This is a genomic window from Streptomyces sp. NPDC048248 (assembly GCF_043201875.1).
Lineage (GTDB): Bacteria > Actinomycetota > Actinomycetes > Streptomycetales > Streptomycetaceae > Streptomyces.
Genome location: NZ_JBICZL010000010.1, coordinates 230,806 through 244,763, shown reverse-complemented (window position 1 = coordinate 244,763; position 13,958 = coordinate 230,806). Strand labels below are relative to the sequence as shown.

13 protein-coding genes are annotated in these 13,958 nt (G+C 72.5%); 10 read left to right on the top strand and 3 right to left on the bottom strand.

Annotated elements, in window-relative coordinates; genetic code table 11:
• Positions 1-4 precede the first annotated feature (4 nt).
• On the bottom strand, positions 5-1,078 hold the full coding sequence (locus tag ACGFZW_RS23170; protein ID WP_393895088.1) for a type III polyketide synthase: 1,074 nt from the start codon (positions 1,076-1,078) through the stop codon (positions 5-7).
• Between the two features lie 246 nt (positions 1,079-1,324).
• On the opposite strand from ACGFZW_RS23170, the gene ACGFZW_RS23165 reads away from it, so the two are divergent.
• Complete coding sequence (locus tag ACGFZW_RS23165) at positions 1,325-2,251, top strand: UbiA family prenyltransferase (RefSeq protein ID WP_393895281.1); 927 nt, start codon at positions 1,325-1,327, stop codon at positions 2,249-2,251.
• Positions 2,252-2,304: 53 nt separating this feature from the next.
• Here ACGFZW_RS23165 and ACGFZW_RS23160 read toward each other — a convergent pair whose 3' ends face one another.
• Positions 2,305-4,029, bottom strand: a complete 1,725-nt coding sequence (locus ACGFZW_RS23160) for a hydrogenase maturation protein (protein ID WP_393895087.1) — start codon at positions 4,027-4,029, stop codon at positions 2,305-2,307.
• Positions 4,030-4,363: 334 nt separating this feature from the next.
• On the opposite strand from ACGFZW_RS23160, the gene ACGFZW_RS23155 reads away from it, so the two are divergent.
• The 9 genes from ACGFZW_RS23155 to ACGFZW_RS23115 all read left to right on the top strand — a co-directional run bounded on the left by ACGFZW_RS23155 (position 4,364) and on the right by ACGFZW_RS23115 (position 11,866).
• The gene (locus tag ACGFZW_RS23155; protein WP_393895086.1) at positions 4,364-4,516 is read left to right on the top strand and encodes a hypothetical protein; all 153 of its coding nucleotides are present in this window, start codon (positions 4,364-4,366) and stop codon (positions 4,514-4,516) included.
• A gap of 116 nt (positions 4,517-4,632) precedes the next feature.
• Entirely contained in the window at positions 4,633-5,880 is a 1,248-nt protein-coding gene (locus tag ACGFZW_RS23150) for a hypothetical protein (RefSeq protein WP_393895085.1), read from the top strand.
• 32 nt (positions 5,881-5,912) lie between these two features.
• Entirely contained in the window at positions 5,913-6,428 is a 516-nt protein-coding gene (locus ACGFZW_RS23145; protein WP_393895084.1) for a hypothetical protein, read from the top strand.
• Positions 6,429-6,567: 139 nt separating this feature from the next.
• On the top strand, positions 6,568-7,923 hold the full coding sequence (locus ACGFZW_RS23140; protein WP_393895280.1) for an MFS transporter: 1,356 nt from the start codon (positions 6,568-6,570) through the stop codon (positions 7,921-7,923).
• Positions 7,924-8,221: 298 nt separating this feature from the next.
• The gene (locus tag ACGFZW_RS23135; protein WP_393895083.1) at positions 8,222-8,647 is read left to right on the top strand and encodes a hypothetical protein; all 426 of its coding nucleotides are present in this window, start codon (positions 8,222-8,224) and stop codon (positions 8,645-8,647) included.
• A 91-nt stretch (positions 8,648-8,738) separates the two neighbouring features.
• Positions 8,739-9,341 carry a carbonic anhydrase gene (locus ACGFZW_RS23130; protein ID WP_393895082.1) on the top strand — a complete coding sequence of 201 codons (603 nt, stop codon included), beginning with the start codon at positions 8,739-8,741 and terminating at the stop codon, positions 9,339-9,341.
• 8 nt (positions 9,342-9,349) lie between these two features.
• On the top strand, positions 9,350-10,810 hold the full coding sequence (locus ACGFZW_RS23125; RefSeq protein ID WP_393895081.1) for a SulP family inorganic anion transporter: 1,461 nt from the start codon (positions 9,350-9,352) through the stop codon (positions 10,808-10,810).
• Between the two features lie 313 nt (positions 10,811-11,123).
• Positions 11,124-11,315: a hypothetical protein gene (locus ACGFZW_RS23120; protein ID WP_393895080.1), complete on the top strand. Its 192-nt coding sequence runs from the start codon at positions 11,124-11,126 to the stop codon at positions 11,313-11,315.
• A gap of 104 nt (positions 11,316-11,419) precedes the next feature.
• Positions 11,420-11,866, top strand: coding sequence for a nitroreductase family deazaflavin-dependent oxidoreductase (locus tag ACGFZW_RS23115; RefSeq protein ID WP_393895079.1), 447 nt, complete (start codon positions 11,420-11,422; stop codon positions 11,864-11,866).
• A gap of 75 nt (positions 11,867-11,941) precedes the next feature.
• On the opposite strand, the gene ACGFZW_RS23110 is transcribed toward ACGFZW_RS23115, so the two are convergent.
• Positions 11,942-13,921 (bottom strand): ABC transporter permease, encoded by a 1,980-nt coding sequence (locus tag ACGFZW_RS23110; protein ID WP_393895078.1) that lies wholly within the window; start codon positions 13,919-13,921, stop codon positions 11,942-11,944.
• Between the last annotated feature and the right edge of the window lie 37 nt (positions 13,922-13,958).

Sequence of the window (13,958 nt, the reverse complement as noted above, 5' to 3'; positions counted from 1 at the left end):
GTCCCTACCAGCGCAGCAGAACCAGTTCGGAGCAGAACCCGGGTCCCATCGCGAGCAGCAGGCCGGGAGTGCCGGGCGGTGGCCTGCGCTCGGCGAGGGTGTCGCGCAGGACGTGCAGGACCGACGCCGAGGAGAGGTTGCCCACCTCTGCCAGCGAGCGCCACGTCAGGTCGAGGGCGCCGTCGGGCAGGTCGAGGGACTCCGCCACCGCTTCCAGCACCTTCGGCCCTCCCGGGTGGGAGACCCAGGCGGTGATGTCGGCGCGCCGCAGTCCGTGGTCGGCGAGGAAGGCGTCGACGTCGCCCGCGAGGTTCTTGCGTACGACGTCGGGGACACCGGCGTCGAGCACCACACGGAAGCCGGAGGAGGTGATGTCCCACCCCATCACCTGCTCGGTGTCCGGGTAGAGATGGCTTCGGGTGGCCACCACCGTCGGGCCGGCGTTCGCCGTCGCGTCATGGGGAGCACTCCGGCGGGCGCCGCAGGCGACGACCGCGGCGGCGCCGTCCCCGAACAGGGCGCCGGCGATGAGGTTGGCCATGGAGGCGTCGTCGCGCTGGAAGGTGAGCGTGCACAGCTCCACCGCGAGCAGGACCGCCACGTCGTCCGGCCGGCCCAGCAGGTAGTCGTGCAGGCGGGCGATGCCTGCCGCCCCCGCGACGCAGCCCAGCCCGAAGACGGGCAGTCGTTTGACGTCCGGTCGCAGACCGAGCCGGCCGACCAGCCGGGCGTCGACGGAGGGCGCGGCGATGCCCGTCACCGAGGTGAACATCAGCAGGTCGACGTCGCGCGGGGACAGCCCCGCAGAGTCCAGCGCCCCGCTGACGGCCTCCGCTCCCAGGCTCACCGCGCCGGCGATGAACGCGTCGTTGACCGCGCCGAAGCCGTCCAGTGCGGCATAGCGTTCGAGGGGCAGGCTCATGTGCCGGGTGTTCACCCGCGCGCTGCGGTGCAGTCGGTCGAGGACCCGGCGGTCGGTGCCGTCGGGCAGGCAGATCCTGGCGACCAGGTCCGTGATCTCGCGCTGGGCGTACCGGTGAGGAGGGAGGGCTCCATGGACAGCTGCGATGCGGGTCATCTGCGGTCCGAGGTCGGAAACGGGTGAAGGGGCAGGGTTGACGGCGGCCGAGTGGGGGGGCGGGTGCCGGGTGACGCGTGACCTCACAAGGGATGCCCCTGGGTGCCACGGCACGACACCGCGACACCGCCCAAGTCGCCCGTCCGGCCGTAGTGCCCGCGTGCGTCGGAGGAGGAGCCGGAACCCTGCGGCATGGCGCAGCCCGGGGCCGGCGCGGGACCGCTCTAACATCAGCGGGTGGACGCCATGGACCGCCCGGACGCGACCGCCGGGGCACCGGCCGCGACCGCGGGCCGACCGCCCACAGCGTGCGGCTCTCCTCCGCGGCCCGCGCGACGCTTCCTTCGGACGCTGCGTACGACGGGCGCCTTGCTGCGGGCATGCCACCCCGGGCCGACCGTCGTGGTCACCCTCCTGGCCGGCGGGCTGACGGCGGCCACCGGGCAGGAGCTCGTCCGCGTGCTGTCGGCCACCGCCGCCGTGCTGACCGGGCAGTTGTCCATCGGCTGGAGCAACGACGCCCTCGACGCGGTGCGCGACGGCGCCGTGGGGCGACGGTCCAAGGCGGTTGTCGCCGGCGCGGTGACTGCCCGGGCGGTACGCGCCGCGGCCGTGGCCGCCCTGGCGCTCTGTCTGCCGCTCTCCCTCGCCTACGGCCCGCTCGCCGGCGCCGTCCATCTCGTCGGGGTCGCCGCCGGCTGGGCCTACAACCTGGGGCTGAAGGCCACACCGCTGTCCTGGCTGCCGTACGCCGTGGGATTCGCCTCGCTGCCCGCCTTCGTGACCTTGGGGCTTCCCGGTAGCCCGTGGCCTGCGTGGTGGGTGGTGACGGCGGCGGCGCTGCTCGGCATCGGGGCGCATCTGGCCAATGTGCTTCCGGACATCACCGCCGACCTGGCCACGGGCGTGCGCGGCTGGCCGCAGCGGCTGGGCCCGCGCCGGTCAGCGGTGCTGCTGCCGCTGCCGCTGGTGGTGGCCACCGTGGTGCTCGCCCTCGGCGGACCGGGGCCGGCCGGTGTCGCCGGGCCCGTCGCCGTCGCGGCGTCCCTGGCCGTGGCGGTCGGCGGGGCGCTGACGGCCCGCAAGCTGCCGAAGGTGCCGTTCGTCGGTGCTGTCGTCGTCGCGGCCCTCGACGTCGCGCTGCTGCTGGGGCGTGGCACGGTCATCGGCTGAACCGCGGCCTGGCGACGGGCCGGTGTGCAGGGCCCCGGGGCTGCCCGGTCGCGTTACGGCAGCCGGCTCTTCGTGGCGCCAGGGGCGTGGGCGTTGAGGTGGGGCGGCGTACCGGCCGGAGCTTCCTTGCGGACGAAGCCTCGGCGCAGGGCGTGGTAGGGCTGGGCCGGGTCGAAGAAGATGGCGTGCATCCGGGCGAGCTCGTGGTCGCGGTAGGCGGCGAGCGGCCGGTCCGCCTCGTCGCGTTCCCGCCGTGCCTTCTTGGCCGCGATGCGAGACTGGAGAGCGGGTGCCGACGCCAGGCGGGCGGCGAGTGCGGCGGTCCGGGCGGTGAAGTCCTGTGGGGCGCAGTCGACGGTCCGGTCCACCAGACCGATCCGCTGCCCGGCCGCCGCGGTGACCGGCAGGGCCCGCTCGGTGAGCCGCGTGGCGGCTTCGGGGCCGACCCGCGCCGGCAGGGAGTAGGTCCAGTACTCCGAGCCGTACAACCCCATCAGCCGGTAGTGGGGATTGAGCACCACGGCCGAGCGGCACCAGATCTCATCGGCGGCGAGGGCCAGCATGACCCCGCCCGCCGCGGCGTTGCCGCCGAGCGCCGAGACCACCCACCGGTCCGTCGTGGTCAGGACGGCCTGCACGAGGTCGTCCATCGCGTGGATGTTGGCCCAGGACTCCTCGGCGGGGTCGGCCGCGGCCTCGATGACGTTCAGGTGGATGCCGTTGGAGAAGAAGTCGCGGCCGCCGCCGAGGACCAGCACGGAGGTCGGCCGTGAGCAGGCGTGGCGATAGGCGTCGAGCAGGCGCCGGCAGTGGTCGGTGCTCATCGCGCCGCCGGGGAAGGAGAAGCCGAGGAATCCGACCGGGCCGTCCTCCCGGTAGCTGATGTCGCTCCAGGTGCGGGGGCCCTGGCCTGGGTCCAGGGGGGCCGGGAGTTCGGGCAGCGGTGGCAGCCGGTCGCCGAGCGCGAGTGTCGCGGGCAGTTTGAACGTGCCGGGCTTCCCCGGGCTGCGGGGCGGCCGCAGTTCGGGGATCCAGACCGCGCCGTCGCCGGTCGCGCGGCAGATGGCGCCGCACCGGGTGGCGAGCAGCGTGCCCGGCGCGCCCGTCAGGGTGTCCTCGGGGTGGCCGCCGTGCAGGAACCACGGGGCTCCGAGCAGTTCGTCGCGCACCCCGGGCTGCGAGTCGGCGGCGCGCAGCCTGCGGACGACGGTCTCCGTCGGGTCGCTCCAGTCGATGCGGCGTACGTCCTGGCGCATCGGCGGCCGGGTACGCCCGGCCTTCCGCGCGGCCGGAAGTGTGTCCTGCGGCTGCGGCCGGTGGGTGCCGGACGCGAAGCGTGCGACGGCCGACAGGACCGCCTCGATCGCCGCGTCCGCGATCTCGTTGCGGTAGAGGTCGCTCTTGCCCACCTCGGGAACGGGGCACTCGGCCGAGGCCCAGATGTCTCCGGCATCCATCTCGTCGTTGGCCTGCAGCACCGTCACACCCCAACGGCTCTCCCCCAGGTGGACCGCCCAGTCCACCGAGGAGGGGCCGCGGTCGCCGACCGGGCCCGGGTGCACGATCAGACAGGTGTAGGCGCTCCAGACCTCGCGCGGAACGGCGGTCTTGAGCATCGGCGCCACGATCAGGTCCGGGTCGTGGCGGCGCACGACGGCCGCGAGGGGCGTGTCCCGGCCGGCCAGCTCCACGCTCATGTGGTGCCCGCGGTCGGCGAGTTCGGCGTGGACGCGTTGGGTCAGGCTGTTGAACGCGCCGGCGATGAGCAGAATGCGCACGGCAGACCCCCGTGGAGCTGGTACCGGTGAACCGGCCCCGATCGTTTCCCACAGGGAGCCGGGGCCGTTGGACCGGCGCGGCGGGTCACCCGATCGATGGCCGCCGTGCGGCGCAACGCCGCTCCCCTTCGACCTCGCATTCTGATGGGGCGTCAGCTGGTTCCCCGCAGTGATCGTCTTGGTCGGAATCCGCCAAAGTTGGCGCACGGGACCCGGTTCACGCGGGACCGACATTGCCTTTTGTTGACATTCGATTGGCGATCCTTTTACGTTCGGTGCTGCGGCATCAGTGCAGGTCAGCGCCGCATGTCCCGACTCTTCTCGGAGGTACCGCATGGAGCAGCTCATCAAGAAGATGGCCCAGGACGACGTCTGGCGGGGCTGGGTCGCCGCCAACTCGGCGCAGGCGGCGAAGGACGGCTGCATCAGCGCCGCGCCGAAGAGCGGCTGCATCAGCGCCACGCCCAAGACCGGCTGTATCTCCTGACCGGCCGTTGACGGGCCCGGGGCGGGCCGGACGGTTCACCGACCGCCGGCCCGCCCCGGGTGCGACGCTCCGATCGCCCCGCGAAGCACCGACTTCCCGAGCTCCAGAGGAATCCCATGGACGGTCAGCCGACTGCCGAGATCATCGAGCAGATCCGCGACATTCCGATCTACCGCAGGTCGCTGGAGCAGGGACACTTCCCCCTGCTCGACAAGCCGGAGATCGCGCGCGGCTTTCCCGACAACTGGATGACGCCCCGGCTGGCGGCGGCGCTGGAGGCCGGCGAGGCGGAATTCGTGCTCTCCACGGGCACCAATCACGCCCGTATGCAGATCATCCGGCCCCCGTATTTCCTGCTGCGCTCCTACTACCAGCTGTGGAGCGAGCACCCCGACATCGCCGAGACGTGGGAGACGGGCTGCCGACGGGTCTCGCTGACCACCGTGCTCGCGACGGAACACGTGGCCCGGGTGAACGCCAGGAAACGCGGCGTGGACCCGCAGCCCGTACCCGTCCTCGACGACCGGTGGCTGGACGAGCGCACCTGCTATCTCAATCTGCGGCTCGACCCGGCGTTGTGGGAGCGCGCGGAGGTGGAGCGGATGCTGCAGGAGATACGCACCGCCGCGGCAGCGCACCCCCGCGGCTGGTACCACCTCGACTGCTCCGGCTACCACCTCGCGCATCTCGTGCGGAAAGTCGGCGAATGGAGCCTGTGGGACGCCTTTCCGCCGCCCGCCAGCATCGTCCACGCCTACGAGTACACCCCGGTGAACGTCCGGCGCTTCCTGCAGCAGCACTTCGCGTGCCCGATCATCGACCTGTTCGGCAGCACCGAACTCGGCTACCTCTTCTTCAGCGACCGGCGGGGCCGCTACCGGCCGCATCTGGACAAGATGAGCGTCGAACTCCTGCCGGTCGCCCCGGAAAGCACCATTTACCAGCTCATCGTCACCAGCGTGCGCAATCCCCATATGCCGCTGATCCGATACCGCTCCGGAGACTGCGTACGCACCTCGGACGGCACGCCCGATCCCGGCAGGATCTCCCAATTCTGCGGCCGGGAAAAGGAATTGCTGGCCTCACCGCACGGCCCGGTGGCACAAGGGGACCTCGACCGGTGCATCGGCGCCGCGTCCCCGCACGTCTTCCTCCACCAGCTGCAGGTCACCGGCGAGCGCGAAGCCCGGCTCGCGTACACGACCTTCACCGGAGCGCCCGTCCCACCGGCCGAGGCCGAATCGCTGGTGAACGGCATCGGGGAGCTGACCGGCCGCCGCTGCCGGCTCGATCACCGGGCGCATCTCCCCATCGGCCCCTCGGGGAAGTACGCCTGGCTCGCGCACGACCGTCCCGACGCCTGACCCGACGACCGATCCGCCCGGACAGGAGCACCATGACCAGCCAGCCGCAGATATCCGCCGACGACCTCACGGCGCTGCTCGGTGACGCGCTGCACGCCGAGGTGGTGGCGCACTTCGCCGCCACGAGCGAGCAGCCACGGGAGTTCGTGCAGCGCCAGGTCACCGAATGCCTGCGCTATCTGTATCTCGTCTCGCGCCACCACGAGCAGCTCGGCGGCCTGTTCCTTCCGGTCGAGCAGGACATCGACGAGATCTGGCACTACCTCATCCTGCAGACCCGCGAATACCGGCAGTTGTGCGAGGAGCGGCTGCCGGGGCGCTTCTTCATCGAACACCGCAGCATCGCCTACGAGGACTACCAGCAGGAGCCGGGCCGGGAGCAGGCCATCGAAGAGGCACTGCGCTGGATCCCGTTGTACTGCCGGGAGTTCGGTCCGTTCGACGAAGGCGCACTGCCGCACTGGACGATCGTCCGCTTCCTGCACCGGCAGATGGACCTGTCGCTCGCGCAGATCGCGGCGCTGGAACCCATGGCGGAGGCACGGTGACGCCGCCGGCAGCCGCCCCGGCGTTGTCGCCCGCGACCTGCTGCCGTCACACCCGCCGCACCACCACATCAGTCACCGCCGGGAAGGGACCATGAGGGCTCGGAACGGCGCCCCGTCACCGCACGCCGCGTCCGCAGCCATGTCCGCGGATGCGGAGGGCCTGCCGGACCTGAAGCCGCCCGGGGCCGGAGAGGCTCCGGAACAACGCCGCATCCTGACGGTCCTGGTGCTGTCCCAGATCCTCAGCGGCGCGGGACTCGCGGCCGGGATCACCGTCGGCGCACTGCTCGCCGAGGAGATGCTCGGTTCGACGGGTATGGCCGGTGTGCCCAGCGCCTTGTTCACCGCCGGCGCGGCCCTCGGCGCGGTCGGCATCGGCCAGGTCTGCCGGCGCCACGGCCGGCGGCCCGGGCTCGCCCTCGGCTACGCCGTCGGCTCCCTCGGCAGCCTCGGCGTCGTGGTGGCCGCGGCGGTCGGCAGCGTGCCCCTGCTGTTCCTGACGCTGCTCGTCTACGGAGCCGGAACCGCCACGAACCTGATGGCGCGATACGCCGGAGCGGACCGGGCCTCGCCCGAGCGCCGTGGCCGCGCGGTCAGCACGGTACTTTTCGCCACCACGCTCGGCGCGGTCGTCGGCCCCAACCTGGTGACGGCGACGGGCGAGTTCGCGCACGTCTGGGGCATCCCCCGGCTCGCCGGACCGTTTTTGCTCGCCACCGTCGCGTTCGGTGCGGCCGCTGTCGTCCTGGCCTGTTTCCTGCGCCCCGATCCGCTGCCGCCGGTACGCCCGTCATCCGATGCGGCGTCGTCGCCCACCGCCACCGTGCCGGGCACGGACCCTGACGGAGGCACCGCCGCCACCGGTGCCCCGAAGGTCTCACCGGACCTCCCCGCGACCCGTGCACAGCGCCGCGGGGTGGCCACCGGCACCACCGTCATGGTGATCGGTCAGCTGGTGATGATCGCGGTCATGACGATGACGCCCGTGCACATGCGCGCGCACGGCCACGACACCCAGGCGGCCGGCCTCGTCATCGCCCTGCACGTGGGGGCGATGTTCCTGCCCTCCCCGCTCACCGGTTTGCTGGTGGACCGGATCGGCCGGCTGTGGATGGCCGCCGCCTCCGGTCTGACGCTGCTCGTCGCCGGAGTGCTCGCGGCCCTGGCACCGGCGCACTCCCTCCCCGCGCTGGCAACCGCGCTCATGCTGCTGGGCCTCGGCTGGAACTTCGGCCTGATCAGCGGTACCGCCATCGTCACCGACGCGCTGCCGCCCGCTCGCCGTGCCTCGGCGCAGGGGCTGGTGGACGTGGGCCTCGCGATCGCCGGCGCCGCCGCGGGCCTGTCCTCCGGGGCGGCCGTCGCCCTGGGCGGCTATCCGACCCTCGCCTGGACCGGCGGGATCCTCGCACTGGCGACGGTGCCGGTGCTCGCCCTCGCGGCCCGTACGGCGGACCCCGGCGGCCGTACGCCCGAGCCCGCGGGGCAGCCGTGAACGCCCCGACAGGCGTCCGCGAGAGGCGCCGCCCGCGCATGGAACACCCGACCGCCGCGGTCTCGTGCCCGGCGGTTCACGCCCCCGCGCCGAGTGGACGTCCGGTGCCCGGCAGTCGGACACATTCTTGCCAGATGCCCCAAGAACCTGAAGATGGCTTCATTTCTCGTTATCACGCCGGAAACCTGGATGCTGCACTATTGGGGCAGCTTTAACCATGTGGACGATCCCCCATCACGGGCCGGATCCCAATGATCATTCAGCCTGCCACCCCCTCGGCAGGCCTACGCGGAGGGCGATGATGCGGAAGGACAACGGCGCACCGGGCATACCGGTCATCCGCCTGTGCCGCATTCCGCTGACCGCACTCCTGGTCATCATTGCGTTTCTCCTGGGCAGCGCGACAACCGCCCCCGCCGCTGCGACGCCCGCGGTCCCGGCGGGCGCGGCGCTCAAGCCGTCGGGGGCCGCGCCGGCCGCCGACGAGTCGTCCGACAGCAGCGAGGACAGCGTCGACCGCGAGGCGGAGCGTGGACAGCCCCGCCGCGTCGCGCGGAACTTTGTCGGGATACCCCAGCACACCGGCCGGCTGCTGCCGCCCTGCCGTACGGACCCGACGTCCGTCCCCGCACCGGCAGTGGGACGTCCACCGGTCGACGGATGGGACACCAGCGGCCTCAGACCACTCGAACTCCCGGTCCTGCACTGCGTCTTCCGCTGCTGAGGAGGGCCCCGGTGGCCACGCCACCGGCCCGCACCACAGCACGTTCCAGCCACCCTCCCAGTGGCATTACTCATCAGCAGGAGACCTCCTCATGGAGACCTTCATCACGCATGCCCGGGGCCTGACGGCCCGTATCGCCGACCGGCGCGAGGACCGAGAGCGCTTCGGCCGGCTCGCCGAGGGCCAGTCACCCCTCGCCCTGTTCATCACCTGCTCCGACTCACGAGTCGTGCCGTCCCTGATCACCGGGGCGCGGCCCGGCGAACTCTTCGAGCTGCGGACCGCAGGCAACGCCGTGCCCACCTACCACGAGGGCATGCCCGCCAGCGGCGAGACCGCCACCATCGAGTACGCGATGCGGGTACTCGAAGTCGCCGACATCGTGGTGTGCGGCCACTCGCATTGCGGCGCCGTCGCCGCGAAGACCCGCGGCGACGACCTGGACGGTGTGCCCGCGGTCCGCGAATGGCTCGCGCAACAACTCTCCGACGGACTGCCCAAGGACGAGGGACCGACGGTCGAGGCCGCGGTCCAGCAGCACGTGTGCGAACAGCTGGAGCGGCTGCGCGGATACCCCTGCGTGCGCGAACGCCTGGACTCCGGCGAGGTGAAGCTGCACGGCTGGTTCTACGAGGTGCACACCGGCATGGTGTCGGCTCATTCGCCGACCACCGACTCCTTCCTCCCCCTGTGAGGGCCGGCATGCAGCTCACCAAGCGTCTCGCCCCCTTCCGGGCGGACTTCACCGCGTCCCTCGTCGTCTTCCTGGTCGCCGTCCCGCTGTGCGTCGGCGTGGCGGTCGCCTCCGGCGTCCCCGCCGAACTGGGGCTCGTCACCGGCATCGTCGGCGGCCTGCTCACCGGCCTGCTGCCCGGCAGCAGCCTTCAGGTCAGCGGTCCCGCCGCAGGCCTGACCGTGCTCGTCTTCGAGGCGGTCAAGGAGTACGGGATCGGCGCGCTCGGCGCGCTGGTGCTTGCGGCCGGCGCGCTGCAACTGGCCATGGGCGCCCTCAAGCTCGGGCGCTGGTTCCGGGCCATCTCGGTCGCCGTCGTCCAGGGCATGCTCGCCGGCATCGGTCTGGTGCTGATCGCCGGTCAGCTCTACGCCCTCGCGGACGCCAAGGCCCCCGGCAGCGGACTGGCCAACATAGGCGCCCTCCCGCAGCTGGTCACCGCCACCGTCCGGTCCGGCCCCGCGCTGGCCGCGCTCGCCATCGGAGTCAGCACCATCGCCGTCCTGGTGCTGTGGCCCCGTTGGCGGCGTGCCGCTCGGGTCCTGCCCGCTCCGCTGGCCGCCGTCGCCCTCGCGACCGTCGCCGTGTGGGCGCTGGATCTGCCCGTTCGTCGCGTGCAGGTCAGTGGCCTGCTGGACGCGATCCAGCCGCCCGGCCTGTCCGACATCGGCCGGCTGACCGAGATCGGTGTGATCGGCACGGTCCTCGCCTTCGCGCTCATCGCCTCCGCCGAGTCCCTCTTCAGCGCCGCCGCGGTCGACCGGCTGCACGACGGGCCGCGCACGAACTACGACAAGGAGTTGATGGCTCAGGGCGCCGGTAACGCCGTCTGCGGCATCCTCGGCGCGCTGCCGATGACCGCCGTCATCGTGCGCAGTGCCGCCAACGTGCAGGCGGGGGCCAGGACCAAGGCATCGCGTGTGCTGCACGGCGTCTGGCTGCTGGTGTTCGCCGCGGCGTTCCCGGCAGCGCTCGGCGTGGTGCCGATCGCGGCACTGGCCGGCGTTCTGGTGCACGCGGGCTGCAAGCTCATACCGGTGCGCGAACTCCGTCCGCTGTGGCGCGAACACCCCGGCGAGGCCGTCGTGCTGTTCGTCACCGCGCTCTCCATCGTGTTGATCAACATGTTCGAAGGCGTCCTCATCGGACTGCTGCTGGCCGTCGCCAAGACGGCGTGGGAGACCTCCCACGTCCACCTGGAGATCGACCACCCGAAGGACGGCGGACCGGTGCGCGTACGGGCGATCGGCAATGCCACGTTCCTACGGCTGCCCAAGCTCCTCGACCAGCTCGAATCGCTGCCCGCCGACCGGGAGGTGGATCTCGACCTCAGCGGTCTGCGCCACCTCGACCACGCGTGCGGAGCGGCCCTGACCAACTGGGCCGAACAGCACAAGCGCAACCTGCAGAGCCAGGAGCTCGTCGCGTGACGGAGCGGGGCGCGGGGGCCTGCCCCTTCCCCCCTCGGTGACGAGTGCACCGACCTGACAACCTGCCCGCCCGCCGGCTCACCCGGCAGGCGGGCAGGTGCCGTTCGGCCGCCTGTTGACCTCTACTTCGGTCGAGGTTCCGAGGGGTGTCCGCAAAGAGTGATCGAGCAGCTCGCGCACGTCGAGGGGCGCGCAGGAGATCTCCCGCGCCGTCGACCAACTGCTGCACCGCGGCTGGCTCACCGTCGGCACCGGTCACCGCTAGGTCCTCACGGAGTCGGGGCGCACCACCAAGGCCCGTATCAAGCGGCTCGTGATCGGTCTGCGGACGGAGATCCACGAAGGCATACCCGACGAGGACCACGTCACCGCGCTCAAGGTCCTGCGCAGGATGACCGACAACATCGCCAGGCCGAACCCCGCGACCTCGAACGGTGACTGTCGGCCCGCCCCGCCACCCGGGACGGGGCGGGCCGAGGCCGACACGACGGCGGAGGCGGAATGATTGCGACGCCCCCGGTCGTTGAGCGAAGGTCGTGGCGGCCGGGACGGCGGATCGGCCGTGGCCGCGAGGGACCGACGCAAGACTTCGCAGATGGGACGCGCAGCATGCCTCTTCAGGGTGAGTACGAGCCGAGCCCGACCCAGTGGGTACGTGACCAGGTCACGGCGTACGAGAGCTCCGGCGGCACCGAAGGGACGACGATGCGGGGACTGCCCGTCGTCATCCTGACGACCCGGGGAGCCAAGAGCGGCAAGATCCGAAAGAGTCCGCTGATGCGGGTGGAGCACGACGGCACCTACGCCGTCGTCGCTTCCCTCGGCGGCGCCCCTCAGCACCCGGTCTGGTACCACAATGTGGTCGCCGACCCCCGGGTGGAGCTCCAGGACGGGCCGAAGCGGCAGGACATGACGGCCCGTGAGGTCACCGGGGAGGAGAAGGCCCTGTGGTGGGGCCGAGCCGTCGAGGCATACCCCGACTACGACGACTACCAGAAGAAGACGGACCGCGAGATTCCCGTCTTCGTCCTGGATCCGGCGCCCACCCCGCACTGATCGGGGGCGCGCCCGCACGCCGGGGGCGGTGCGCGGGTCGGACGCCGGCCGGAGGCCCGTCCGCCTGCCGCTCCCTCACAGCGTGACCAGCGAGACCTCCGTGGCCTTGACGCTGGTCCATACGGAAACCCCGTCGGCGAGGCCCAGTTCGAGCGCGGCCTGCGGGGTGATCTCGGCGACGAGGTCGGGAGCCTCGGGCGAGGTCACCAGAACGCGCAGCCGGCTGCCGGCGGAGGTGATCTCGCGGACGGTGCCCGGCCAGACGTTGCGGGGGCTGCCCGCGGGCCGGGTGACGTGGACGGAGACCGCCTCGGGCGCGATGATCGCCAGGGCCGGGGTCCCCTCGGGCAGCCGGTCGGCGACAACGAGATGGCCGCCACCGGCCAGGCCGAGGCCGTCGCCTTCGGCTGCTCCCGCCCAGGCGTTGCGGCCGAGCATCCGGGCGACCCAGGGTGAGCGGGGGTGCCGGGTGACCTCGGCCGGCGTGGCGTCCTGGAGGGCGCGGCCGTCGTCGAGCACCAGCACACGGTCCGCCAGCGAGACCGCTTCGACCGGGTCGTGGGTGACCAGCAGGCAGACGCCGCCGAACTCCGCGAGGTGGCCACGCAAGGTGTGGCGGACGTGGGCGCGGGTCGTCTGGTCGAGGGCGGCGAGCGGCTCGTCGAGGAGCAGCAGACGCGGCCGGGCGGCCAGCGCCCTTGCCAGGGCGACGCGTTGGGCCTGTCCTCCGGAGAGCTGGGCGGGCCTGCGGTGGGCGAGGGAGCCGACGCCGAGGCGGTCGAGCCACCGCTGGGCCTGCCGGCGGGCCTCGGCACGCGGGACGCCGTGCGCACGCAGCCCGTACGCCGTGTTGCTCAGCGCGGACAGGTGCGGGAAGAGCGCGCCGTCCTGCGGTACCCAGGCGACGCCACGGCGGTGCGGAGCCGCCGCGGAGACGTCGCTCTCGCCGAGGCGGAGGGTGGCACGGGCTCGCTGGGTCAGGCCGAGAAGGGCCCGCAACAGGGTGGTCTTGCCCGCGCCGTTGGGGCCGACCACGGCGATGGTGGTGCCCGGTTCGGCGTCGAGGGTGAGCTGGGTGAAGCCGGTGACGTCGGCGTGCAGGGGCCAACGCTCTTGTGGCCCCTGGGGGTCGTCTGCGGGAAGCGGGAGGCCCCCGGCGTGCGGCGTCGAGAGGTCGGCGTCCTCGGAAGGGGGCGTCGCGGGCCGCCGGCTCCCCCGGTCGGCGGTGCCCGCGGTCCATCGGCCGCGCAACGCCACCAGCACGCCCATCGCGATGGCGAGCAGCAGCAGGGAGACCGAGGTGGCGGCTTCCGGGGAGTCCTGGAGCAGCAGATAGACCTGAAGCGGCAGGGTCTGGGTGGTGCCAGGAAGATTGCCGGCGAAGGTGATGGTGGCGCCGAATTCACCGAGCGCCCGTGCCCAGGTCAGCGCGGCGCCTGCGGCCAGGCCCGGGGCGACCATGGGCAGCGTGACGGTGCAGAAGACGCGCACCGGTGAGGCACCGAGGGAGGCCGCGGTCTCCTCATAGCTCGGCCGCAGTCCGGCGAGCGCGCCCTCCAGGCTGATGACGAGGAACGGCATCGCGACGAAGGTGGCCGCGACCACCGCGCCGGAACTGTGGAACGGCAGGGTGAGGCCGAACGTGTCCTCCAGCCACGGCCCGAGGAGCCCTCGACGGCCGAAGCCGAGGAGCAGGGCCACGCCGCCGACGGTCGGCGGCAGCACCATCGGCAGCAGGACGAGGGAGCGCACCAGCGCCTTGCCGGGGAAGCTGACGCGGGCCAGCAGCCAGGCAAGCGGCACGCCGAGCACCAAGGAGAGCCCCAGCGCCCAGAAGGAGACCAGCAGCGACAGCTGGACCGCCTCGACGACCCCGGGAGCGCTCAGATGGCTGCCGAGGTCGCTCCAGGTGGTGCGGGCGAGAATGCCGACCAGCGGCAGCAGCAGGAAGGCGATCGCCAGGAGCGCGGGCAGGGCGAGGGCGACCGGCGTGCCGGCGCCGGGGGCACGAAAGCGGCCCGCCGATGGCCGGGAGGGAGTGCGGGGGCGTCTCATCGGGGTTCCTGGGTTCGGGACCGGTGTACGGTGCGGC

Excerpts from the sequence above, each read along its gene's own strand:
- ACGFZW_RS23170 (WP_393895088.1), bottom strand. The coding sequence starts at position 1,078 with ATGACCCGCATCGCAGCTGTCCATGGAGCCCTCCCTCCTCACCGGTAC.
- ACGFZW_RS23165 (WP_393895281.1), top strand. The coding sequence starts at position 1,325 with ATGGACCGCCCGGACGCGACCGCCGGGGCACCGGCCGCGACCGCGGGC.
- ACGFZW_RS23155 (WP_393895086.1), top strand. The coding sequence starts at position 4,364 with ATGGAGCAGCTCATCAAGAAGATGGCCCAGGACGACGTCTGGCGGGGC.
- ACGFZW_RS23150 (WP_393895085.1), top strand. The coding sequence starts at position 4,633 with ATGGACGGTCAGCCGACTGCCGAGATCATCGAGCAGATCCGCGACATT.
- ACGFZW_RS23145 (WP_393895084.1), top strand. The coding sequence starts at position 5,913 with ATGACCAGCCAGCCGCAGATATCCGCCGACGACCTCACGGCGCTGCTC.
- ACGFZW_RS23140 (WP_393895280.1), top strand. The coding sequence starts at position 6,568 with ATGTCCGCGGATGCGGAGGGCCTGCCGGACCTGAAGCCGCCCGGGGCC.
- ACGFZW_RS23135 (WP_393895083.1), top strand. The coding sequence starts at position 8,222 with ATGATGCGGAAGGACAACGGCGCACCGGGCATACCGGTCATCCGCCTG.
- ACGFZW_RS23130 (WP_393895082.1), top strand. The coding sequence starts at position 8,739 with ATGGAGACCTTCATCACGCATGCCCGGGGCCTGACGGCCCGTATCGCC.
- ACGFZW_RS23125 (WP_393895081.1), top strand. The coding sequence starts at position 9,350 with ATGCAGCTCACCAAGCGTCTCGCCCCCTTCCGGGCGGACTTCACCGCG.
- ACGFZW_RS23115 (WP_393895079.1), top strand. The coding sequence starts at position 11,420 with ATGCCTCTTCAGGGTGAGTACGAGCCGAGCCCGACCCAGTGGGTACGT.
- ACGFZW_RS23110 (WP_393895078.1), bottom strand. The coding sequence starts at position 13,921 with ATGAGACGCCCCCGCACTCCCTCCCGGCCATCGGCGGGCCGCTTTCGT.